The organism is Microbispora sp. NPDC049125, from assembly GCF_040802045.1.
Classification (GTDB): Bacteria; Actinomycetota; Actinomycetes; order Streptosporangiales; family Streptosporangiaceae; genus Microbispora.
The window spans coordinates 98,541-120,280 of sequence record NZ_JBEZDW010000016.1 but is presented as its reverse complement, the minus strand read 5'-3'; the positions used below and the strand labels follow the sequence as shown (position 1 = coordinate 120,280).

The following is a 21,740-nucleotide window of genomic DNA, read 5'->3' as shown; positions in this document are numbered from 1 at the left end:
CGATCCTCCGGTCAGGTATCGCTCATCGAATGGTGACGCGGTCTCCCGCCGGCGCCGCCACCGGCGAGTTCTTCGCGATGTAGGTCGCCAGCGCTCCTCGGTCGTCGGGCCCGCCGTGGTAGAAGCTGGTGCTTCCCTCCCATCTCGGGAAGCCTTCCCAACCGCCCGCAAGCGTGTAGTTGGCCGCGATCTTGATCTCTTGGGTGTCGGTCACCGGGACGCCGTTCAGCGTGATCTCGGTCACCACCCCTCCCTCCACGGTGTAGCGGAGCGAAGCTGAGGGGGTGAGCACCCAGCCCGACGGGTTCTGGTAGGCCAGCAGCGTCTTGAGCTGCGCGCCGGTCATCGCGTACACGTCCACGGCGATCCCCGACGGCCGGGTGGCCCACAGGTCCTCGTAGGTGACCGGGCCCGCGTCCAGGTCCGAGGAGAACCCGTACCTGCTGACCAGGGCGACCTCCGCGCCGGAGATCGCTTGGACCGCGTCCAGGTAGGCGTCGGCGGTCAGCTCGGCCAGCGGGCCGCCGGCGGTGGTCAGCTCGACGTTCTCGGTGGTCTCGCCGAACGTCGCCCCCTCCGGCGGCGAACCGCACTTGAAGTAGTAGAGGGCGTTGGACGTGAGACCGTCCGGCTGCCTGACCTCGATCCGCACCGAGGTCTCGGCCGTCTCCCCGTCCCCGTCCTCGTCCCAGTCCCAGTCCCAGTCCCAGTTGAGCGTCTCCAGCACGGTGGTGTACACCGCGCCGTGGCCGGCCGGCACCTTGATGGTCTTCCAAATCTCGGTGCCGACGACGCGATACCGGACGAGCTGCGGGCCGGCGGGAAGCCCCTGGAAGGAGCCATGCACCTTGAAGGTCACCGGGCACTTCGAGGCGGTGGTCCGCTCGAAGAAGATGGTGAGCTTCTGAACGGGGTTCTGAACGGGATCGTCCTGCCCGGACGACGCCTCCGGCGAAGCGGAAGCCGTAGCGGAGATGGCTGACTCAGGGGCGGCATGCGCCGCCGGGACGAAGGTGCCGGACGCGAGGGCGACAAAGGCCGCCAGCCCCACGATTCGACGCCCGGTCCTGCTTAATAGGTCCACAGAATTCCTCTCCTGAGAACGGCGACAATAGACGACGGATTAGCCCGTCCTCTTCGAGGAATACCTTAAATGGAACGACCGACAATTCCGCGCGATCGCCCATGCGCCGCCTTCATGAGCACGCCGTGCCGGCGCGTAAATGCGTGTACAGAGGCCGTGTATAAAGGCCAGGTGTATATCGCGTGTATATGGCCGTGTATGAAGGCCACGTAATAAGGGGCCGCGTGTACCGGACGTGGAGCAGTCCGAGCCGCAAATCACCGTGCGGCGGCGTCTTCGATCATGTCGAGGGACATCCGCCAGAGGCGTGCGGCGGCTTCGGGGTCGACGGCGTATGCCGCGAAGCCGCGCCGGAGCCCGGGCGTGTGCGGGGACGCCTCCTGGCAGTCCTCGAAGTACCTTCCGGTCACGCCTTCGACGAGGGGGGAGGCGGCCAGGAGGGCCGAGGTGGCCGCGCCTTGGGGGATGTCCTTGACCGACACGCCGTCGCTGGATTCGGGCTCGAACGACGCGGGCGGGGCCGACATGTGCCGGGACAGGCGCGTGCCCCAGATGCGGCCGGGATTGAGAGCGTTGACGGCGATGCCGTCGCCGGCCCAGCGCTTGGCGGCCTCGACGGCGAACAGGATGTTCGCGGTCTTGGACTGGCTGTAGGCCTTCCACTCGTCGTAGGGGTTCTTCTCGAAGTGGACGTCGTCCCAGATGATGTCCCCGTTGACGTGGCCCACAGAGCTGACGACGACGACCCGGGCGTGCTGTGCGGCCGCGAGGGCGTCGTACAGCCCGAGGGTGAGGGCGAAGTGGCCGAGGTGGTTGGTGGCGAACTGCATCTCCCATCCCTCGGGGGTACGCCGCTCGGGCGTGGCCATGATGCCGGCGTTGTCGACCAGGATGTCGAGCGGACCTCGCCACGAGGTGGCGAAGGCGTCGATCGAGCCACGGTCCGACAGGTCAAGGTGGGCGACGCGTACGTGCGCGTCGCCGGTGGACTCCTCGATGCCGGCGGCCACCTTCTCGCCCCCGGCGATGTCGCGCACCGCGAGGGTGACGTCGGCGCCGGCCTTGGCGAGCGCCCTGGCGGTCTCCGCGCCGATTCCGGACGACGCTCCGGTCACGATGGCCTTCTTGCCGGTCAGGTCGACGCCCGCGACCACTTCCCCGGCGGTGGTGGCCGGTCCGAAGGGGGTTGTGACGCGTTCTGTGCTCATGGTGATGTTCCTTACGCATAAGATAAACGGAGCAGGGTCCGATTAGCGTCGACTGTAAGCGGACCCGGGTCCGTTTGCAACGTGAGAGTCTCCCGCAGGAAGCGATCCATGGACACGAAGGAATCCAGACAGCCCCGAGCCGACGCCCGGGCCAACCGTGAGCGGCTCCTCGAGATCGCGACGCGCGCGTTCGCCCGCGAAGGCCCTGGCACCTCGCTGAAGGGCATCGCGAAGGAGGCCGGCGTGGGCATCGGCACCCTGTACCGGCATTTCCCCACCCGCGAGGCCCTCATCGAGGCCGCGCACGCGAGCGAGCTCGCGCGGGTCTGCGATTCGGCGGACGAACTGCTCGCGGCGATGCCGGCGGATGAGGCGCTGCGCGCCTGGTTGGGACGCTGGACGGACTACCTGGCCGCCAAGCACGGCCTCGCGCAGGCCTTGCGCGCCACGGCGGCGACCGGCACGGACGCCGTGGCCTTCCCGGGTGCCAGGGCTCTCGCGCTCGACGCCGTCGGCCGTCTCATCGACGCCGGGGTGCGGGACAGCGTCCTGCGGCCGGATATCGATCCGCTCGACGTCCTGGTGGCCGCGAACGGTGCCGCCATGGCGGCGCTCGACCCCGATCAGGTCGAGCGCCTGCTCGGCTATCTCATGGACGCCTTCCGCGCCCGCAAGTAGGCGGCGCCGAGGTGACGCTCGTAGCTCACGCGGCGGACATGCCGCCGTCGATGGTGAAGACGACGCCGCTGGTGTATGCGGACCGGTCGGAGGCGATGAAGGCGATGAGGTCGGCGACCTCCCGTGGAGCGGCGGCACGGCCCCGCGGGAAGGCCGCCGTCAGCTCTGTGTAGGCGCTCTCGGCTCCGGATCGGCTGCGTGCGGAGGCGTCCAGGAGGGTGAGAATGCGCTCGGTCGCCACCGGGCCGGGGTTGACTCCGACGACGCGGATGCCGTCGCCGAGACTGCGGCCGCCCAGCGCCCGCGTGAACGCCATCAGGGCGGCGTTGCCGGAGCTTCCTGCGATGTAGTCGAAGTCGGCTCTCTCGCCGGCCATGCCGATGTTGTTGATGATCACGCCATGTCCGCGAGTCTTCATCCGTGCGTAGATCAGCCGGGTGAGGTCGACGTACCCGAAGACCTTGAGGTCCCAGCCGTGCCGCCAGGCTCTGCCGTCGACCGCGTCGAGCGAACCGCCCGGGATGTCACCGGCGTTGTTGACCAGGATGTCGAGATCCGGGACGTCGGCGGCGAGGCGTGCCAGATCCTCTGACCGCCGGAGGTCGACCGGGTGCACATGCGCGCCGACGCCGTAGGTGACGCGCAGCCTGCGTGCGAGGTCCTCGAGTGCGGGCGCGCCGCGGGCGGCCAGGTGCACCTCACAGCCCTCCTCCGCGAGGACCTCGGCGGTCGCCGCCCCGATGCCTTTCGACGCCCCGGTTACGAGTGCGCTCTTCCCGCGCAGGTTCAGATCCACGGTTTCCCCCTTTTCGTGCAGGTCACGTCGGTCTCCACCATTGTCGGAACTGTCAGTTTCGTCAAATGGTAGGGTCGGATCATGTCACCCGACCCGCCTCACGTGCCGGCCGCATCCCGTCCCCATACGGGCCGCCGGCGCAACCCCGCCGTACGGCAGGCCGTGCTGGACCGCGCGGCGGACCTGCTCGCCCGGTCGGAGGGCATCGCCGTGTCGATCGACGCGATCGCCCAGGCGGCAGGCGTCAGCAAGCACACGATCTACCGCTGGTGGCCCTCCAAGGGGGCGGTGCTGCTGGAGGCGGTGGTCGAACGCGCCCAGGAGGAGGTGACCATCCCCGACACCGGCGCGCTGGCCACGGATCTGGAGACGTTCCTGGCCGACACCTTCCGCGCCGTCGAGCGTGAGGGCGCGCTGCTCCGCGGCCTCATGGCCGAGGCGCTGCGGGAGACCACGGCCGCCCAGGGAATGCGTGAGTTCGTCGCCGCCCGCAGGAACGAGCTCCGCGCTCTGCTCATGCGAGGTCAGGAGCGTGGCGAGCTGCCGGCGGAGACCGACCTGGAACTGACGATGGACCAGATCTACGGGCTCATGTGGTACCGGCTCCTGATCGCCCAGTCACCCCTCACCGCAGGCGTGGCGGCCGAGCTGACCCGTGCGATCACCAGGCCGGCGTAACGGCTCGGCTGTCTCATGGACGCCTTCCGGGCCGGAGAGTGGGCGGCGCCGGCTCGGATCAGGGCCGGACGGAGTCGCGCCGGCCGCTGCTGCGGGCGGTCAGCGCGTCGAAGGCGCGGGACGGCATGAGTTTGCTGAGCAGCACCACCGGCTTGGCGAGATAGCCGACGGCGTACCGCGTCTTCGGCCTGGCCGATTCGACGGCTCTGGTGATGGTCCTGGCCACGACGGCGGGATCGGACGCCTTGCTGGTCTCGCCGAACGCCTTCTCGGACTGGATGATCATCGCCTCGGCGAGGTCCTGGTACGCCCCGTCGCCGGAGAACTCGCGCAGTTGCCGGGCGGTCTCCCGCTGGAACTCGGTCTTGACGAGGCCGGGCTGGACGACCACGACGCGGATGCCGAATCGCCCGACCTCCCGGCGGAGCGTGTCGGAGTACGCCTCAAGGGCGTGTTTCGAGGCGTGATACCAGCAGCCGAGCGGGAGCGCGATCACGCCGGCGATCGAGGAGACGTTGATGATCGTGCCCGACCCGTGTTCCCGCATGTGCGGCAGGACGAGCTGGGTCAGCCGGGCCACGCCGAAGAGGTTGATCTCGAACAGGTCGCGTGCCCGTTCGATCGGCACATCCTCGGCGGCGCCGTAGAGGCCGGCCCCGGCGTTGTTGACCAGGACGTCGATCCTGCCTTGTTCGGCGAGAACGGTGCTCACGACGCGTTGAAGGTCGGCCTCCTCGGTGACGTCCACCGGCGAGATGTGGCCGCCGGCCGCGCGGATGGCGCTCATCTTCTCCACACGTCGCGCGGCGCCGTACACGGTGTGACCGGCGTGGAGGAGGCCGAGCGCCGTGGCATGGCCGATGCCGGACGAGGCGCCTGTGACAAGACAGACCTTGGCCACCATTTGTGTTCGCCTCAATTCTGGATCAGGTGACGGGGAGCCGGCCGGGGTCACCGGTGCGCCGGTAGCCGTAGATCCACTCACGGTAGGGCGGGATCACGTCCTCGATGACGTCCAGCACTTCCGCGGCCGCCGCGGCCAGAGCCTGCGGATCCGGCCGGTCCGACGGCTCGAAGGCAGCGTGGACGACATGCGCGAGCGCGTCGGCCCTCGCCCGCACGTCGAGCTCGGCGGCCGCCGGATCCAGGGTGTCGAGGAGCAGGAAGCCGCCATGTGTCGCGCTCAACGCGTACAGAACATCGGGCACGTCGTCGCGCAACAGGCCGTGGCGGGTCAGGACGTCGAAGAACCTGGCGGTGGCGAGCAACTCGTGGCCGCGTATGGAGCTGTCGGCCGGCCTGGCCCGCAGCCGTTCCGCATCCCCGGTGAACATCGCCCGCAGCACGGGCCTGTCGTGAATGATCAGGAATGACGCGGCCAGCAGGCGATGTGGCAGCACCACGGCCGGGTCCCGGCGAAGCTCATCCGCGAGCCGCTCGACGTAGATGATGGCCTCGCGCAGGAGCAGAGCCTCGAAGAGCTCCTGCTTGGTGCGCCAGTGCAGGTAGACCGTGCCCTTGCCGATGCCGATCGGCTGGGCGATGTCCTCGATCGTGACCTTTCGGTAGCCGAGGCGCACGAGCAGCTCGGCTGCGGCGTCGAGGATCCGATCCGCCCGGTTGAGGTCCTGCCTAGGTCGTCCCAGCACCGTACGTCCTTTGGAATTTTTGACCGGATATGAAACTTGGTCAACAAGTCAACACCGTAACTCCGCCCCGGGGGCATCCGCAACCCCGGTCCGGTGCGGAGTGCGGAACCGGTTGGCGCACAAGACAGCCCATATATTGGCTCTTTCGCCTCTTGTGTCATGTTTGGGGAGCTATGTCGGTTTCGAGTGCTGCTGGCGGGCCGTCCGCCCCTGTCACGGTGCTGCTCGTCGAGGACGACGAGGTGATCCGTACGACGGTCGGGATGGTGCTGGAGCGCTACGGCTACCGCGTGAGCACAGCGGGCGACGGCCTCACCGGGCTCGAACTGCTCAGGGAGCAGCGGCATGACGTGCTCCTGCTCGACGTGATGCTCCCGGGCCTCGACGGCATCGGACTGTGCCGGAAGGTCAGGGAATGGAGCCTGGTCCCGATCCTGATGATGTCGGCGCGTGGTGACGCGCTGGACGTGGTGGCGGGTCTGGAGGCGGGCGCCGACGACTATGTCGTCAAGCCGGTCGACACCTCGGTGCTCGTGGCCAGGATCCGTTCCCTGCTGCGCCGCGCCACGTTCTCCCCCGGCCCCGAGCAGGCTCCCGAACCTCCGTCCGACGTGGTCTTCGGTGACCTGGCCATCGACACCGACGGCCTGGAGGTGTTCCTGGCCGGCGAGCCGGTCGCGCTGGCCCCCACCGAGTTGCGGTTGCTGCTGGAGTTCGCGGCCAATCCGGGGATCGTCCTCGACCGCCAGACGCTGCTGCGCAACGTCTGGGACTACGGGTGGGACGGCGACAGCCGGGTGGTCGACCTGTGCGTCCAGCGGCTCCGTAAGAAGATCGGTGTGGACCGGATCGAGACGGTCCGCGGCTTCGGCTACAAGTTGCGGCGCTGAGGTGGGACACGCCGTCGCCCAGGCGTCACGCGCACTGCTGAACTGGCGGTCGCTGCGCTGGAAGATCGCCGCGCTGGTGGCCGTGGCGTCCTGCTCGGTCGCGCTGGCCGTCGGGGTGCTGGTTCATCGGAGCACCTTCGAGCGTGCCATGAGTCTGGGCCATGACCGGGCTTTCGTCGCGATGTCACCCGTGGTGAACGACTACCGGCGTACGGGTGTCATGCCGGCCGACGGGCTGGATCCCGATGAGATCCCGCCCGCACTCGTCACGCGGGCCAGGAGCACGGGTGAGTTCAGCACCTGGTTCGACGACCGCCGGCCGGACATCACCTGGATGTGGGGGGCACAGCAGGCCGGCGACCAGGTGCTGGCCGTGAAGATCGACATGACGTCCGAGATGCGCGGCCTGAAGGCGCTCGACCGGCACGTCGTGATGGCGTCGCTGGCCGCGCTCGCCGTGGTGGTGCCCTTGGCGGCGCTGGGCGCCGAGCTGCCCAACCGGAGGCTGAGGCGGGTGGCCCGGACCGCGAGGCGTATCGCGGATGGAGACGTGGACGCCCGGATCGGGGCGGGCGGCCGTGGCGGAGACGAGATCGCCGAGATCTCGGCCGCCGTCGACTCGATGGCGGACAGCCTGCGGGAGCGGCTGCTGAGCGAGCAGCGCTTCACCGCCGATGTCGCCCACGAACTGCGAACTCCCCTGATGGGCCTGGTCGTCTCCACCGAGTTGCTGCCGGAGAGCGAGGTCACCGACCTGGTCAGGGGCCGGGTGCGGGTCCTGCGGACGCTCGTGGAGGACCTGCTGGAGATCTCCCGCCTCGACGCGGGCGCGGAGCGGGCCGATCGCATCCCGGTGCCGCTGGGCCGGGTCGTCGAGGAGTCCCTGGGCCGTACGGGACTCCAGGCCCGGCTGACGGTGACCAGTGACCCGGTCGCCGACACCGATCCGCGCCGTCTCGACCGGATCATCGCCAATCTGGTCACCAACGCCTACCGGCACGGACGGCCCCCGGTCGACGTCACCGTGCGCGGCACGACGATCGTCGTACGGGACCACGGCCCCGGATTTCCCGGCGACTTGCTGACAGACGGACCGCAGCGCTTCCGCACCGGTGCGGCCGAGCGCGGCCGAGGCCACGGTCTGGGCCTGACCATCGCCCTCGGCCAGGCCGGGGTGATCGGCGCCGGGCTCGACTTCGCCAACGCGTCCGACGGCGGCGCCGTCGCCACGCTCCGCCTGCCGGACGGCGCCCGCTCCGAGGGCTGACCCCTCCCGGAAGGCGGGCAAGGGCTGACACGTAGCCGATACACACCTAAGCGGCTACGGATACGCCGCGGCGGCAGCGGGGACACCCGCGCCGCGCATGGTGGCGGGCATGTACGACGACACACGAACCACGCTCCTGCGCCCGCCCTCTGCCCGCGTGCGCCGGCGCACGCCCAAGCGAACGGTCATCACCGTGTTGGCGATCGCCGCCGTAGCCGGCCTCGGCGCGGCGGCGGTCGACTTCGGCCCCCGATGGGCGCACACCGCCGCTACCGAGCCGGGGCCCGGCTCTTCCGTTGACAGCGCGGGGCACACCGTGGGCGTCGAGGATGGATTCGTCCCGGACGGCGGGCATGTCTCTCCCCACGACACCCAGCTCCCCGCGATCGCCAACCTGGACCCGAAGCTGCTGCACGCCGTACAGAAGGCGGCGGACGCCGCGGCCCGCGACGGCGTCGAGATGTTCCTGACGACGGGCTGGCGGAGCGAGGCGTACCAGCGGCAGCTCCTCGGCGAAGCGGTCGTCAAGTACGGCGAGCGGGAGGCCCGCCGCCGCGTCAGCGCTCCCGCACAGTCACACCATGTCACCGGCGACGCGGTGGACATCGGCCCGACGGACGCCGACGACTGGCTCAGCCGGCACGGCACGGACTACGGGTTGTGTCAGATCTATTCGAACGAGATGTGGCACTTCGAGCTCGCCACGACACCGGGAGGCACCTGTCCCGGGATGCTCCCCGACGCGAGCAACGGATAGCGCGGTCTTGCTTTCCGGTGGCCCGTGGGCCGGCGCTGTCAGTCGCGTGCCGTACGGTCGTCGCGTGCCGGCACTCCCACCCGCAGTGCCGCCCGGCTCGATGGCGGCGCTGACGCAGCCCGAGATCCATGCGAACGGCCTGGTGCTCCGGCCCTGGCGGCCGTCGGATCTCCGGGCGGTCGTCGCGGCCTACGCCGATCCCGCCATCCGGCGCTGGCACTGCCGGACGATGACCGACGACGAGGCCCGCGACTGGATAGGCGCCTGGCCGGACCGGTGGCGGGGCGAGACCGGCGCCGGATGGGCCGTGCTCGACGCGGGAGAGGCCCAGGAGGTCGCCGGGCAGATCAGCCTGCGCCGGGTGGTCCTCGCCGACGGCCTGGCCGAGGTGTCGTACTGGGTGCTGCCGGGCGCGCGCGGTCGTCGCGTCGCCCCGCGGGCGCTGGCCGCCGTGACGGCGTGGTGCTTCTCGACGCTCCGGCTGCACCGCGTCGAGCTGTGCCACTCCACGGAGAACGCCGCGTCCTGCCGGGTCGCGCAGCATGCCGGCTTCGCCGCGGAGGGCACGAAACGGGGAGAGGGCCTCCATGCCGACGGCTGGCACGACATGCACCTCCACGCCCGTCTCGACAGCGACTCCTGACCTGGTACGAGTCGTGGCGCACCATCGTGGCCAGTGACCGGAGCGGCCTCCCGGGGCAGCCGGGCGTGTTTTCCCCGGCCGGCCTTGGATAGCGTCGGGGCATGCGGCTTCATGTGGGATGCGCGATGTGGACTCACGCGCCTTGGCAGGGGCGCTTCCTGCCCCATCCGCTCCCTCCGGGCGAACGCCTGCGTTCCTACGCCACCTGGTGCAACGCCGTGGAGGGCAACACGACGTTCTACGCGACACCGTCGCGGAGCACGGTGGAGTCATGGGCGCGGCAGACCGGCCCCGACTTCCGCCTCGTGGCGAAGCTGCCCAAGTCGATCACGCATGAGCGCCGCCTCACCGGCGCCGACGACGAGGTCCGATCGTTCCTGGAGGCGATCGAGCCGCTCGGGTCGCGAGCCCACGCTCTCTGGGTCCAGCTTCCGGGCTCGTTCGGCCCCGCCGACCTCGGCACGCTCGCGGGCTTCCTTCGCCGGCTTCCCGGCTCGTACAGGTACGCCGTGGAGGTCCGCCACCGCGCGTTCTTCGACGACGCGCGGTCCGTACGGCTCCTCGAAGAGGTGCTCACCGCGGCCGATGCCGAGTGGATCCCGTTCGACACGACCGTGCTCTTCCAGAGCCCTCCGACCAGTGACGCCGAGCGGGACGCGTGGGCGAAGAAGCCGCGCGTGCCGCGCCGGTCGGCCGCTCTCACGGACCGCCCGATCATCCGCTACCTGGGCCGGGACGCCACGGAGCACACGATCGAGGGCTGGCAGCAGTGGATCGGCACGGTCACCGACTGGCTGCGCGAGGGCCGCTCGCCGACCGTCTTCATCCACACCCCCGACAATGCCGACGCACTGCCGCTGGCCCGCCGTTTCCACGACGACGTACGTGCCCGGCTGCCGCAGGTCGAGCCGCTGCCCGAGCCCATGCCCGCCGAGCCGCTGACGCTCTTCTGAACGCCCTCTTGCCGGGCGGCCTTCAGTTCCCGGTGGTGAGCACCATGCGGAACCGGGCGGCCCCGCTGCTCGCCTTTCCGAAAGCGGCGGCGGCTTCCTCCAGCGGCATCTCCTCGATCCACGGCCGGATGCCGGTCTGCGCGGCGAATCGCATCGTGTCCTGGGTGTCCACCGCGGTGCCCGAGGCGTGGCCGTAGACACGCCTGCCTCCCTGAACCAGCTGGAGTGCCGTCACGTCCAGCCTGTCCATGGAGATGCCCACGATCACGAGCTCGCCGCGCCTGCTCAACCCGTCGATCGCCGCCGACATGGTTTCGGCCGCGTTCACCGTGGCGAGGACGACCTTGGCTCCGCCGAGCGCCTGAAGCTCCTGCGCCACGTCGGATCCGGTGCTGTCGATGTAGTGGCCGGCTCCGAGCCGCCGGGCCAGGTCGGCCTTCTCCGCGCCGCGCGCGATCGCGACGGTGTCGAACCCCATCTTCGCCGCGAACTGCACCCCGAGGTGGCCGAGGCCGCCGACTCCGAGGATGGCGACGGTGTCACCCGGTCGCGCGGCGCTCCGGCGGAGCGCGTTGAACGTGGTCACGCCGGCGCAGGCCAGCGGCCCTGCCTCGGCCGCCGTGAGCTCGCCTGGAACGGCGGCCAGCGCCATCGAGGGGACGATGACGGAGTCGGAGTAGCCGCCGGGATAGGCGACGCCGGGAATCTGCAGCTCGGGGCAGTGGACGCCGTCGCCGGTACGGCAGGCGTCGCAGTGCCCGCAGCTTCCGCCGTACCAGCCGATCGCGACCCGGTCGCCGACGGCCCATCCGGTCACGCCAGGCCCGAGGGAGTCGACGCGGCCGGCGATCTCGTGGCCGAGGGTGAGCGGGAAGCGCGTGCCCGGGATGTGTCCCGAGGCGATCAGCGTGTCGGAGTGGCCGCAGACCCCGCATGCCTCGACGATCACGCGGACCTGATCGATGCCCGGTTCCGGGACGGGCTCCTCGACGAGGCCGAAGTCGAGTCCGGGCTCGCTGAGCCGCATCCGCCGGTGAGTGGTCGTGGACATGGAACCTCCATGGTCGTCAAGGTGGTGCGGGAGGTCACGCTGGGAGATCCCCGGAGGGCGACGTGGAGTACAGGGAGATGTCCGATTTCCTGCGCAAGCGGCGTGAGGCGCTGCAGCCGGAGGACACCGCCACCCCTGGAAGCGAAAGCCACGAGAAGCTCCAGCTGCTGTCGGTCATCGGAACGCAGCGCCTGGTCGCCCAGGAGGATCGGCACACCACCCGGGCGGACGGCCGACAGCGCGACCGGCGACGCCGCTCGGGTTACGCGGAGGCGGTTGTGAGCTCGGTCAGGCCGAAGCCGAGCTGGGTGTACAGCTCCAGCTGGTCGAAGTACTCCCGGTGCGTCTTGATCTTGCCGTTCTCGACGTAGGAGAGGCATGTGGCGCGCAGAGTGATGGGCCGGCCGGTTCCCTCCAGCTCGCGCCCGTCGGGGAGAAGGAAGGGGCCCGTGTGGGTGCCGGTGACCGTCCATTCCGTGACGGTCGGATTGTCGCACTCGACCTCGTACCACGCCGTCAGGTGATAGTCCGGGAAGCCCTTGAAGAAGTGCTCGTAGAGCCAGGCGATCTGCTCATGCCCTTCGGCTACGCCGGCCGGCGCGACGTAGACGGCGTCCGGGCTGTAGAACTCGAGCACGCGGCGTACGTCATGATCGTTGATCGCTTCGCAAAGCTCGTGTTTGAGGTCCCAGAAGACAGACATGACGATGGTCCTTCGTTGATGCCGGGCGCGCGCCGATACCGACCGGCCTCACGATCGACCGGCATGGCGATGCCCCGGCTCTCGGTTGTGGCTCGAATGCGGCCGAGCGATGACCCGCACATCAACGCTATTGATGGGCCGGTAATACCTCAACGAGGACGGCGTGCGCCGTACGTCATGGAAAGTGCCGCGGTCTCCCGGCCTGCTCATTTCGCGGAAAACAACGCGAAAAGCCTCCGCTCCGTACGGGTCGCGACGCGCGGACGGTCAGCGTTTGACGGCTCGCAGGACGACGAACCTCGGGTCGCTCGCGGCGACCTCGCAGTTGCCGAAGAGCCGGCGCAGCTTGGCGTGGTAGCCGAGGTGCCGGTTGCCGACCACCCACAGCTCGCCGCCGCGGCGCAACGCGGCACGAGACCCGTTGAACATGCGCCAGGCCGTCGCGTCGGTCGTCGCGCGGTGCGTGTGGAACGGCGGGTTGTTCAGCACCAGGTCCGCCGTCCCCGCCGGCACGTCCGACATCCCGTCGGCCGCGAGGAAGCGCGCCCGACGGCCCGCGTCCGCGTTCGCCCGGAATGTGGCCTCCGCCGACGCCAGCGCCTGGTACGACTCGTCGATGAACGTGACCTCGGCGTCGCTGTTCGCCAGCGCCGCGGCGAGCCCGATCACCCCGTTGCCGCAGCCCAGGTCCACGACGTGTTCGCGGTCACGGCGCGGCGGCAGGTGCCGGAGGAACAGGCGGGTGCCGGCGTCGAGGCGGTCGGCGCAGAAGATTCCCGCGTGGTTGGTGACCGTGAGGCCCGAGACGGCTCCGGCGTCCGCGGGCAGCGCGTAGCTTCGCGGCCACGGGTTGGCGCGGCGGGGGAGCCCGGGCTCCGGTGAGCAGAAGATGAGCCGGGCCTTCTTCACCGCCAGCGACGTCCTGGTCGGCCCGAGGATCGATTCGAAGAGCCTCAGCGTCGAGGTGTGGATCTCGGTGACCATCCCCGTGCCGACGACCAGGGTGCCCGCGTGCACGTGAGGCGCCAGGCGGTGCAGCTGGTCCTCCAGGAGCGCGAGGCTCTTGGGCACCCGGATCAGCAGCACGTCGATCCGGTCGGGCGGCGTGTCCCTGGTCGTACGGAGCCGCACCGTGTCCTCCGCGACCCCGTTGCGCTTCAGGTTCGCCCGGGTCGCCTCCTGGCAGAGGAACGAGTCGGTGATCTGCACGGGACGGCGATCGGCGAGCGCGGTCACCAGAGCCCCCCACCGGTCCCCGAGCACGACGACGGTCCCCGAAGGCCGCTCCCCGTTCTCTTCGAGGGCCTCTTCGAGGTGCCGCAGCAGGTATTCGTCCGCGGCGTCCCAGGCCCTCAGGAGGTCACGGGGATCCTCGGGGAAGCGGGTGAGGTCGAACCCGCCTGCCGATGTCTGTAAACGGTTCATCGCGCCTCAGGCTACTGAGTCCTGGACGCCGGCCTCCGCACGAAGGGTGACGGTGACGGCCAGGCCGCCGGCGGCCCGCGGTCTGATGTCGAGCGTGCCGTGGTGCACTGCGACGATGCGCGCCACGAGCGCGAGCCCCAGCCCGTAGCCGCGTTCACGGCCGGCGCGGCTCACCCTCCCGTCGCCGCGTAGGAACGGCTCGGTCAGCTGAGCCGCGGCTTCGGCGGTGTAAGGGACGCCGGTGTTCTCCACACGCAGCGTCACGGCCGGGCCGCCGCGCTCGGTGGTGACCCAGACGGCTCCGGCGTCGTGGTTGTGACGGACGGCGTTCTGCACCAGGTTGCCGGCGAGCCGGCCGAGCAACGTGGCGTCGCCCATGGTCACGGCCGGATCGAGCCGGGCCTCGATGACGAGGTCCCTGTGTCTCGCCTCGCCGGACAGCTCGGCCACCGCCGCCCGGGTGACGGCGGCGAGATCGACGGGCTCGGACACGGCGCTGATCGCGTTGGCGTCGGCGAGGCGGAGGAGTGCCTCGGTGAGGCCGATGGCGCGGGCGTTGACGGCCTGCAGCCGGTCGAGCAGGACGGGATAGTCCTGGCCTGGCGGGTCCCGCCGGGCGACGTCGAGCATGGTCGCCGTTATCGCGAGCGGAGTGCGCAGCTCGTGCGAGGCGTTGGCGGCGAACCTCTCCTGGGTGGCGAACGCGTCGTGCAGCCGGTCGAGCATGGCGTCGAACGCGTCGGCGAGCCGGCGGAACTCGTCGTGGCGGCCCTGGAGGCGTACGCGGTGGTCGAGCCGGCCGGTCGCGGCGATCCGGGCGGCCTCGTCGATGCGCCGCAGGGGCCTCAGCACCCACCCGGCCAGGATCCAGCCGCCGGTCATCCCGGCTACGGCGAGAAAGGCCAGGATGAAGCCGGACATCTTCACCAGCGTGCCCAGGATCTCCCCGCGCGACGCGACCGCTCCCCCGGTCTCGGAGGGGTTGGCGGCGGTCAGCGGATAGTCCGGGACGTACCGCAGCACCAGGTACACCCCGGCGAGGACCGCGACACCGGCCACGACGAGGAAGCCGGCGTAGCTCAGCGCCAGCCGCAGGCGCGCGCTGCTCATCGTCCCCGGCCGGGCCCGGTCAGGCGTCATGCCCGTCCTCCGCCGCGGTCTTCGGGTGGACGAGGCGGTATCCCGCCTTGGGGACGGTGACGATCAGATCGGGCTCGCCGAGCGCCCTGCGCAGGGTGGACATGGTGACCCGCGGCGCGCTGGTGAAGGGATCGGCGCGCTCGTCCCAGGCCTTCTCCAGCAGCGTCTCGGCGCTCACGACGCCACCCCCGGCCCGCATGAGCAGCTCCAGGACGGCGAACTGCTTGCTGGTCAGCCGCAGGTACCGTCCCGCGCGGTAGACCTCGTGCCGGAACGGATCGAGCCTCAGGTCGGCGAACTCCAGCACCGGCGCCGAGCCCGCCGGGGGACGGCGGGCCAGGGCGCGCAGGCGGACGACGAGCTCCTCGAACGCGAACGGCTTGGTGAGGTAGTCGTCGGCGCCGAGCTCGAACCCGGCCACCTTCTCGGTCAACCGGGCCGCCGCCGTCAGCATCAGGACCCGTACGCCGGGATGCTCACGGGCGACGATGGAGCAGACCTCGTCGCCATGCGTGCCGGGGATGTCGCGATCGAGCACGACGACGTCGTAGTCGTTGACGCTCACCAGCTCCACCGCCTGGTCGCCGTCGAGCGCTATGTCGGCGGCCATCGACTCATGGCGCAGACCCGCCTGCAGCGCCTCGGCCAGGAACACCTCGTCTTCGACGATCAGCACCCGCACGTTCTCCTCCTGTCCTTTTTGTCACCATAGGCGGCTTTTGTACTCATTGTTCAACCGGCGAGGGCGACCGTCGGCGGCGTCCGGGCCGCCCGAATCGCCGGATACAGGCCCGCGATCCCGCCGATCAGCAAGGTGGCGCCGACGCCGGCGGCCACGACCAGCGGCGGTATCACCGGGATCCAGCCGTTGGCCAGCGCGATCACCACGGTGACGGCGCCGCCGAGCGCGGCGCCCGCGAGCCCGCCGAGGACGGACAGCAGCAGCGCCTCCGCCAGGAACTGGTGGCGGATGTGCCGTCTGGTCGCGCCGAGGGCCCGCCGCAGGCCGATCTCACGGCGGCGTTCGAGTACGGAGATCACCATCGTGTTGGCCACGCCGATCCCGCCGACGAGCAGCGCGATGGACCCCAGCGCGAGCAGTAGCCCCGTGAAGGCCTGGTCGACGGCCTTCTTCGCCGCGAGCGCGTCGGAGGGACGCGAGACCGAGACGGCGGCCGGATCGTCCGGCCGGATCGACGAGGCGATCAGGGATCCGACGGTGTCGACGGCCGAGTCGCTGGACCGTTCGTAGAGCGTCGTGGGGTGTCCGTCGAAGCCGAGCGCGCTCCTGGCGACCGGCATGCCGATCAGGGCGGCGCGGTCGAGCTCGGGCGCGAGTGGGACCGGGCCCAGGATGCCGACGACGGCGAAGTTCCGGTCGCCGAGCCGTACCTGGCTTCCGGGGGTCACGACGCCCAGCTGGCGGGCGGCGGTGTCGCCGAGGACGACCGTGGGGAAGGTCGCGGTGGCCTGGTTGAGCCAGCTGCCGCTCCGCACCCGGGCGCCCACCACGTCCGGCAGGTCGAGCCTGGCGGCCAGCACGCTGATGCCGCCGGTCAGCCCGGGATCGATGTGACGGTTCCGGTAGACGTGGGCCTCCTCGATGAGCCCCGTGGTGCTGGCCGACTCGACGCCCGCGATCCGCTTGACCTGCTCGGCCGAGCTCTCCGGAAGCGGGGTGACCGGGCCGGCCGACTGGGAGGCCTCGGCTGTGAGCAGATTGGTGCCCAGCGCGTCGAGCTGCGAGTTCAGACGTTGCCGGCTCGACGCCGAGGTCCCGAGCACGGCGATCATCGCGGCGATGCCGATCGCGATCCCCAGGGCGGACAGCACGGCGCGGGCCGGCCGCGCACGCAGCCCGGCCGTGCCCAGGTGGACGACGTCGCTCGCGCGCAGCCGTGACCGGCCGTGCCTCACCGAGGTCATGCGACCACCGCCGCGTCGTGCCGTACGTCGGAGACGACCTCGCCGTCCCTGACCGAGATCTGCCTGGGCAGGCGGGCGGCGAGCTCGCTGTCGTGCGTGATGACGACGATCGTGGTCCCGGCGGCGTTGAGATCCTGGAGCAGGGAGAACACGCCCTCACCCGAATGGGAGTCGAGATTTCCGGTCGGCTCGTCCGCCAGCAGCAACGCGGGCTCGGCCACCACCGCGCGGGCGATCGCGACGCGTTGACGCTCGCCGCCCGACATCTGGCCCGGCTTGTGGGTCATGCGGTGGCCCAGCCCCACGCGTTCCAGCGCCGCGCGCGCCCGCTCGCGGCGGGCACGTCGCGGCTCTCCGGTGTAGAGGAGGCCGTCGGCGACGTTGTCGACCGCGCTCACGCCCTCGGAGAGGTGGAACTGCTGGAACACGAAGCCGATCCGGTGGGCGCGCAACGCCGACAACTGGTCGTCGCTCATCGCCTGGACGTCATGGCCGTCGATGTACGCCCGTCCGGAGGTGGGCCGGTCGAGAGTGCCGACGACGTTGAGCATGGTGGACTTCCCCGATCCGCTGGGGCCGACGATGGCGACGAACTCACCGGCCGTGACGGTGAAGGAGACCCCGGCCAGCGCGTGCACGGGTGGATCGCCGTAACTGCGGGTGACGTCCTTGAGGGTGACGATCTCGTTCATGAGTCCGCGACCACGACTTCCAGCCCTTCGGCGACGCCGGCTCCGGAGATCTGCACCCGGCCGGCCGCGAACAGGCCCGTCGTGACCGGTAGGCGCCTGACACCGCCTCTGCCGTCGGGGACCTCGACGGCGAAGGTGTCCTCGCTCATCGCGACGAGCGCCTCGACCGGCACCGACAGCGCGTCGCGGCTCTGGGCGCCCCTGAAGGTCACGGTGACCGACGCCCGCTCGAAGCGGCCCGCCGGCTTCTGGTCGGAGATCGTGACGGTCGTGGGTATCACGATCGTCTTGCCGGTGCCCCGGGTCCTCTCCACGGGCGCGCCGGCGGCCGTCACCTTTCCCTTCACCGTCTTGCCGTCGGGCAGCGTGATCGTGACGGGCTGTCCCTTACGCGCGAGGCCCTGGTCGGAGACCTTGACGTCGACCTTCACGGTCTTCGCCAGGGCCGACGTCGCGAGGACCGCCGTTCCCGCGCCGACCCGCGCGCCGACCGCGACCTTGTGCCCGGCCACGCGCACCGGGCCGGGGGCGAAGGCGACCGCCCCCAGATCCAGCGAGGTGGCGTCCTTCTGGCCCAGCGACGCCTGCCATTTCCTGACGGCCACCGACGTGAGGTACGTGAACGTCCGGTCCACGGTCCCGCCGAAGTATCCGAGCCTGCGCAGGTTCGACTCGAGCTGCTCCACATCGCGGCCCGGCGTCATCCCGGCCTTGAACGCCCGCCAGGCGGGGAGCGTGCCGTACAGCAGGGACACCGGCCGATCATTCACCGAGTAAAGCCGCCCGCCACGCCCCACCTTGGCGCCGATCTTCGCCAGTCGCGTCACGACACCCGGCAGGCTCGCGGAGACGGTCTTGAGGCCGCCGAACTCCAACGTGCCGGGCATGACCGTCTCCACCGCCAGGCCACCCTTCGTCACCGTCGCCGTGGCCAGGGGCCTGCGGACGACGTCGTCCCGTGATTCCTCCCTGGTGGTGGCCCACGTGATGGCCGTCCCGATGACGAGCACGGCGACGGCGCCGGCGACGATCACACCCTTGCGTGTGGAGCGGGACTTCTCCGAGGCCCCCGCGCCCGGAGCCGTTCCTCGCGTCACTGCGTTCTCCAGCTTCTCGGCCTTCTCCAGCTTCTCGGCCTTCTCCAGCTTCTCGGCCTTCTCCGGCTTCTCCGGCTTCGGGGGGTGCACGGGCTCGCCGAGCTGCGCGCGTCTCACTTGGACATGCACTTGCCGACCGCCTCGTCGCTGAGCTTCTGGTTGCCGATCTGCAGGCCGTCGCCCCGGGCCGGGTCGGGCACCTCGTAACCCAGGCTCCGCAGGCACTTCGCCGCCTTCAACGCGGCCTGGAACTTCTCATCGGAGCCGCCGGCGTCGTCCACGGGCGGCGGGCCGATCGTGTCGCCGCAGGCGGACAGCGCCTTCTTGAACGCGTCGTCCTGCACGACATTCGGGTCGGCGCCCTTCACGGGGTCGGGATCGGCGACGTCGATCCCCTTCGACCGCAGGCATTTCGCCTGCTTGAGCTGCCACTCGTACCACGCGTTGCCCTTGGCGTCCGTGGTGGTCGACGAGCTCCCGGAGCCCTCGCTCTTCGAGCCGGCCGAGACTTCCGAGCCGCCGCAGGCCGCCAGCGTGCACGACAGCAGCACGCCCGCGAGCAGCGCCAGCGGCGTCGAACGGTGTCGCCGGATGTCATTCATGGTGTCCTCTCCGCGCGAACCGGACGGAACGCGCTATGGGACCCATTTCACCCATCGGGGTGTTGCAGGGATGTCTGGCGTCCGGCACACAAAAACGCAACAAGGACCTCGTGGCGGGCTCTCACCATCCGGGCCGCCCGCCGGCGTCGCCGTGAAGTCGTGAAACCTTCGAACGGTGCGATGGGCGCGGCGTGAGGCCATGTGCTCGCTCGCCTAGGCTGCGAGTGTGATCGAGTTGGGCTCGCGAGAGCGTAACCAGCCGCCGCCTCCCCACATCGTGTGGGAGAGCCTGGCCGACCCACGGCGGCCGGGTGGACGGCAATGGCTCGACCTGCGCCCCGGCGAGGTCGAGCCCCGCGTCCTTCGGGCGGTCGAGCCGGAGCTCGTGGTCTGGTCGTCCCTGTGGCCCGACAGGCCCGGCGACGAGATCCGGTTCGACATCCGGCCGGCTCCGAACGGCTGCGCGCTCCGCTGGACGCTGCTGACGCCGGGAGAGGCTCCGGGGCAGGACGTGATCGGGCATCTCCGCCACCGGCTCAACTTCCTCATCAACGGCCGGCTTCGCTACTCCTTCGGGCAGTAGCGGACGTCCGCGCGACGAGGCCGTGCGGGCGCCCTTCTCGACACCCGGGAGCCGGCCTCGTTCCACGCGCCTGCCGCGATCACTCCGCCCGGGGAGTGCGCTCGCGGACCTCCTGCACGAGCCAGCCGTTGCCGTCCGGGTCGCTGAAGGGCATGAACGTGGCGTAGCTGCGGCGCTCGGGATCGGGGCCGGGCGTCTGGCCGCCAGGCTCGAAATGGAACAGCTCGCCGACCTCCATCCCGCGCTTCACCAGCTCGGCGCGGGCGGCGTCGATGTCGGCGACGACCAGGTGCAGGCCCTGGAGCGAGCCCGCGCTGCCGGCGTTCCGCATGAGGGCGATCGAGCAGGCCGAGCCGGGCGGGGTCAGCTGCACGACGCGGAAGTCCTCGCCGGCGCTGTGGTCGACGTCCACGGTGAAACCGGCCTGCTCGGTGTAGAAGGCCTTCGCGCGGTCGACGTCCGAGACGGGGACCACGATGAGTTCGAGCGTCCATTCCATGATGTGCCTCCTGGCTGTCCGAAGATCGGCGTTTGCGGACAGTAGAACGTGCTCGTCCGCCCGAACTCATCGGTCACAGGAAAAGATCTTCCTCAGGCCGTGGCCGTCCCGGTCTCCGCTCCCGGGCCGGGCAGCACGTCGACGTCGGAGGCCCGCATCGGCCGGTCGCACACGGAGCAGTGCAGCTCGACGTGGCTGATCTCACCGCAGGCATGGTGACGGTAGAGCACCGGCGGACCGGCCTCGCCCGCCGTCCAGCGGTCGCCCCAGCGCACCATCACCAGCAGGAGGTCGCACAGCTCCAGGCCCTTGACCGTGAGCGTGTACTCGTGGCGTGGGGGCCGGCTGGAATACTCCCGCCGCTCCAGCACGCCGCTTTCTACGAGCCATTTGAGCCGCTCGGCGAGCACCTTGCGTGAGATGCCCAGACTCTGCTGGAGCTGCTCGAAACGAGTGATGCCGACGTAGATGTTCCGCAGGATCAGCGGGGACCAGGGCTCGCCGACGACGTCGAGCGTGCGGGCGATCGAGCAGACCATCTCACCGAACCGTGTTCGCTGCATGCCACCATTCTAAGCCCGCTAGTTCCCTCAGGGAACGGAGGTCTGCTACGGTCGTGGAAGTCCGTTCCCTGAGAAAACGTTCGAGGATGGAGCACTTCCATGAACCGTCCCCAGGTCGTCTCGGCGGCCGAATGGCAGGCGGCGCGTGACGCGCTGCTGGTGAAGGAGAAGGAGCACACGCGCGCACTGGACGCGCTGGCCGCCGAACGGCGCAGGATGCCGATGGTCCGGCTGGGCGACGGCTACCGCTTCACCGCTCCGGACGGCACGGCGGCCGAGCTGGGCGATCTCTTCCAGGGCCGCCGCCAGCTCGTCGTCTACCACTTCATGCTGGAGCCGGGCCAGGACTGGCTCTGCGTCGGCTGCGCGTCGTTCACCGACAACATCCCCGGCCAGGCGCATCTCAACGCACGGGACACCACCCTGATCCTGATGTCCCGCGCACCGCAGGAGGAGATCGAGCCGGTCCGGCGGCGGATGGGCTGGACCGTGCCGTGGTACTCCGCCGGCGACGGCGGCTTCTACGACGACCTCGGCCTGGGCGGCGGCTTCGGGCTCAGCGTCCTGCTGCGCGACGGCGACGAGTTCTTCCGCACCTACTTCACCACCGCCCGCGGGGTGGATCGGCTCCGCCTCGACTTCAACCTGCTGGACCTGACTCCGTACGGCAGGCAGGAGGAGTGGGAGGACTCGCCGGAGGGCTGGCCTCAGGACCCGACGATGAGCTGGCTGAAAGTCCGCGACGAGTACCGGCCACAGGGTCTCTGACGGCCGCACGACGGCCGCCCGAGGGCCCCGCGCCGGCCGCGGCCACCGGGATGCGGCTGCCGCGGCCGGCTGACTGCTGGGAAACGGC

The 21,740-nt window shown here is 70.4% G+C and carries 25 protein-coding genes; 9 read left to right on the top strand and 16 right to left on the bottom strand.

Annotation, left to right across the window (positions count from 1 at the left end):
• Window positions 1-22: 22 nt before the first annotated feature.
• Both AB0B72_RS20495 and AB0B72_RS20490 read right to left on the bottom strand, forming a co-directional pair.
• Window positions 23-1,084 carry a 5'-nucleotidase C-terminal domain-containing protein gene (locus tag AB0B72_RS20495; protein WP_367740430.1) on the bottom strand — a complete coding sequence of 354 codons (1,062 nt, stop codon included), beginning with the start codon at window positions 1,082-1,084 and terminating at the stop codon, window positions 23-25.
• 257 nt (window positions 1,085-1,341) lie between these two features.
• Entirely contained in the window at window positions 1,342-2,292 is a 951-nt protein-coding gene (locus tag AB0B72_RS20490; protein WP_367740429.1) for an SDR family NAD(P)-dependent oxidoreductase, read from the bottom strand.
• A gap of 108 nt (window positions 2,293-2,400) precedes the next feature.
• On the opposite strand from AB0B72_RS20490, the gene AB0B72_RS20485 reads away from it, so the two are divergent.
• Window positions 2,401-2,970 (top strand): TetR/AcrR family transcriptional regulator, encoded by a 570-nt coding sequence (locus AB0B72_RS20485; RefSeq protein ID WP_367740428.1) that lies wholly within the window; start codon window positions 2,401-2,403, stop codon window positions 2,968-2,970.
• 25 nt (window positions 2,971-2,995) lie between these two features.
• Here AB0B72_RS20485 and AB0B72_RS20480 read toward each other — a convergent pair whose 3' ends face one another.
• Window positions 2,996-3,766, bottom strand: a complete 771-nt coding sequence (locus AB0B72_RS20480; protein ID WP_367740427.1) for an SDR family oxidoreductase — start codon at window positions 3,764-3,766, stop codon at window positions 2,996-2,998.
• Window positions 3,767-3,847: 81 nt separating this feature from the next.
• Between AB0B72_RS20480 and AB0B72_RS20475 the strand changes: the two genes are divergently transcribed.
• A complete protein-coding gene (locus AB0B72_RS20475) occupies window positions 3,848-4,444 on the top strand; it encodes a TetR/AcrR family transcriptional regulator (RefSeq protein ID WP_367740426.1) in 597 nt (198 codons plus the stop codon).
• Window positions 4,445-4,502: 58 nt separating this feature from the next.
• Here the strand turns inward: AB0B72_RS20475 and AB0B72_RS20470 are convergent, their stop codons facing one another.
• Together AB0B72_RS20470 and AB0B72_RS20465 are read right to left on the bottom strand one after the other, a co-directional pair.
• On the bottom strand, window positions 4,503-5,348 hold the full coding sequence (locus AB0B72_RS20470; RefSeq protein WP_367740424.1) for an oxidoreductase: 846 nt from the start codon (window positions 5,346-5,348) through the stop codon (window positions 4,503-4,505).
• A gap of 22 nt (window positions 5,349-5,370) precedes the next feature.
• Window positions 5,371-6,093, bottom strand: coding sequence for a TetR/AcrR family transcriptional regulator (locus AB0B72_RS20465; RefSeq protein WP_367740423.1), 723 nt, complete (start codon window positions 6,091-6,093; stop codon window positions 5,371-5,373).
• A 173-nt stretch (window positions 6,094-6,266) separates the two neighbouring features.
• On the opposite strand from AB0B72_RS20465, the gene cseB reads away from it, so the two are divergent.
• The 5 genes from cseB to AB0B72_RS20440 all read left to right on the top strand — a co-directional run bounded on the left by cseB (window position 6,267) and on the right by AB0B72_RS20440 (window position 10,603).
• Entirely contained in the window at window positions 6,267-6,983 is a 717-nt protein-coding gene (gene cseB, locus AB0B72_RS20460) for a two-component system response regulator CseB (RefSeq protein ID WP_367740422.1), read from the top strand.
• A 1-nt stretch (window position 6,984) separates the two neighbouring features.
• A complete protein-coding gene (locus AB0B72_RS20455) occupies window positions 6,985-8,250 on the top strand; it encodes a sensor histidine kinase (protein ID WP_367740421.1) in 1,266 nt (421 codons plus the stop codon).
• Between the two features lie 109 nt (window positions 8,251-8,359).
• Window positions 8,360-9,007 (top strand): M15 family metallopeptidase, encoded by a 648-nt coding sequence (locus AB0B72_RS20450; RefSeq protein WP_367740420.1) that lies wholly within the window; start codon window positions 8,360-8,362, stop codon window positions 9,005-9,007.
• Between the two features lie 64 nt (window positions 9,008-9,071).
• Window positions 9,072-9,650 (top strand): GNAT family N-acetyltransferase, encoded by a 579-nt coding sequence (locus AB0B72_RS20445; RefSeq protein ID WP_367740419.1) that lies wholly within the window; start codon window positions 9,072-9,074, stop codon window positions 9,648-9,650.
• Between the two features lie 101 nt (window positions 9,651-9,751).
• Window positions 9,752-10,603 carry a DUF72 domain-containing protein gene (locus AB0B72_RS20440; protein WP_367740418.1) on the top strand — a complete coding sequence of 284 codons (852 nt, stop codon included), beginning with the start codon at window positions 9,752-9,754 and terminating at the stop codon, window positions 10,601-10,603.
• A gap of 22 nt (window positions 10,604-10,625) precedes the next feature.
• Here the strand turns inward: AB0B72_RS20440 and AB0B72_RS20435 are convergent, their stop codons facing one another.
• The 9 genes from AB0B72_RS20435 to AB0B72_RS20395 form a co-directional block, all read right to left on the bottom strand.
• Window positions 10,626-11,654 (bottom strand): alcohol dehydrogenase catalytic domain-containing protein, encoded by a 1,029-nt coding sequence (locus AB0B72_RS20435; protein WP_367740417.1) that lies wholly within the window; start codon window positions 11,652-11,654, stop codon window positions 10,626-10,628.
• A gap of 262 nt (window positions 11,655-11,916) precedes the next feature.
• Window positions 11,917-12,357 (bottom strand): ester cyclase, encoded by a 441-nt coding sequence (locus AB0B72_RS20430; RefSeq protein ID WP_367740416.1) that lies wholly within the window; start codon window positions 12,355-12,357, stop codon window positions 11,917-11,919.
• Between the two features lie 267 nt (window positions 12,358-12,624).
• Entirely contained in the window at window positions 12,625-13,782 is a 1,158-nt protein-coding gene (locus tag AB0B72_RS20425; protein WP_367740415.1) for a methyltransferase, read from the bottom strand.
• A 6-nt stretch (window positions 13,783-13,788) separates the two neighbouring features.
• Window positions 13,789-14,922, bottom strand: coding sequence for a sensor histidine kinase (locus AB0B72_RS20420; protein WP_367740414.1), 1,134 nt, complete (start codon window positions 14,920-14,922; stop codon window positions 13,789-13,791).
• Window positions 14,912-15,604: a response regulator transcription factor gene (locus AB0B72_RS20415; protein WP_367740413.1), complete on the bottom strand. Its 693-nt coding sequence runs from the start codon at window positions 15,602-15,604 to the stop codon at window positions 14,912-14,914. Before AB0B72_RS20415 ends, AB0B72_RS20420 begins: the two co-directional genes overlap by 11 nt.
• Window positions 15,605-15,654: 50 nt before the next feature.
• Window positions 15,655-16,848, bottom strand: coding sequence for an ABC transporter permease (locus AB0B72_RS20410; protein WP_367740411.1), 1,194 nt, complete (start codon window positions 16,846-16,848; stop codon window positions 15,655-15,657).
• Window positions 16,845-17,540 carry an ABC transporter ATP-binding protein gene (locus AB0B72_RS20405; protein ID WP_367740409.1) on the bottom strand — a complete coding sequence of 232 codons (696 nt, stop codon included), beginning with the start codon at window positions 17,538-17,540 and terminating at the stop codon, window positions 16,845-16,847. Before AB0B72_RS20405 ends, AB0B72_RS20410 begins: the two co-directional genes overlap by 4 nt.
• The gene (locus AB0B72_RS20400) at window positions 17,537-18,754 is read right to left on the bottom strand and encodes a peptidoglycan-binding protein (RefSeq protein WP_367740408.1); all 1,218 of its coding nucleotides are present in this window, start codon (window positions 18,752-18,754) and stop codon (window positions 17,537-17,539) included. Before AB0B72_RS20400 ends, AB0B72_RS20405 begins: the two co-directional genes overlap by 4 nt.
• Window positions 18,751-19,239 (bottom strand): hypothetical protein, encoded by a 489-nt coding sequence (locus tag AB0B72_RS20395; RefSeq protein ID WP_367740407.1) that lies wholly within the window; start codon window positions 19,237-19,239, stop codon window positions 18,751-18,753. The genes AB0B72_RS20400 and AB0B72_RS20395 overlap by 4 nt, the downstream gene beginning before the upstream one ends.
• 226 nt (window positions 19,240-19,465) lie before the next feature.
• Here AB0B72_RS20395 and AB0B72_RS20390 point away from each other — a divergent pair, with 226 nt between their 5' ends.
• Window positions 19,466-19,822 carry an SRPBCC domain-containing protein gene (locus AB0B72_RS20390; protein ID WP_367740406.1) on the top strand — a complete coding sequence of 119 codons (357 nt, stop codon included), beginning with the start codon at window positions 19,466-19,468 and terminating at the stop codon, window positions 19,820-19,822.
• A gap of 79 nt (window positions 19,823-19,901) precedes the next feature.
• Here the strand turns inward: AB0B72_RS20390 and AB0B72_RS20385 are convergent, their stop codons facing one another.
• Both AB0B72_RS20385 and AB0B72_RS20380 read right to left on the bottom strand, forming a co-directional pair.
• A complete protein-coding gene (locus tag AB0B72_RS20385; RefSeq protein WP_367740405.1) occupies window positions 19,902-20,321 on the bottom strand; it encodes a VOC family protein in 420 nt (139 codons plus the stop codon).
• A gap of 92 nt (window positions 20,322-20,413) precedes the next feature.
• Entirely contained in the window at window positions 20,414-20,884 is a 471-nt protein-coding gene (locus AB0B72_RS20380; protein WP_367740404.1) for a winged helix-turn-helix transcriptional regulator, read from the bottom strand.
• 99 nt (window positions 20,885-20,983) lie between these two features.
• On the opposite strand from AB0B72_RS20380, the gene AB0B72_RS20375 reads away from it, so the two are divergent.
• Window positions 20,984-21,652 (top strand): DUF899 domain-containing protein, encoded by a 669-nt coding sequence (locus AB0B72_RS20375; RefSeq protein ID WP_367740403.1) that lies wholly within the window; start codon window positions 20,984-20,986, stop codon window positions 21,650-21,652.
• Window positions 21,653-21,740: the final 88 nt, after the last annotated feature.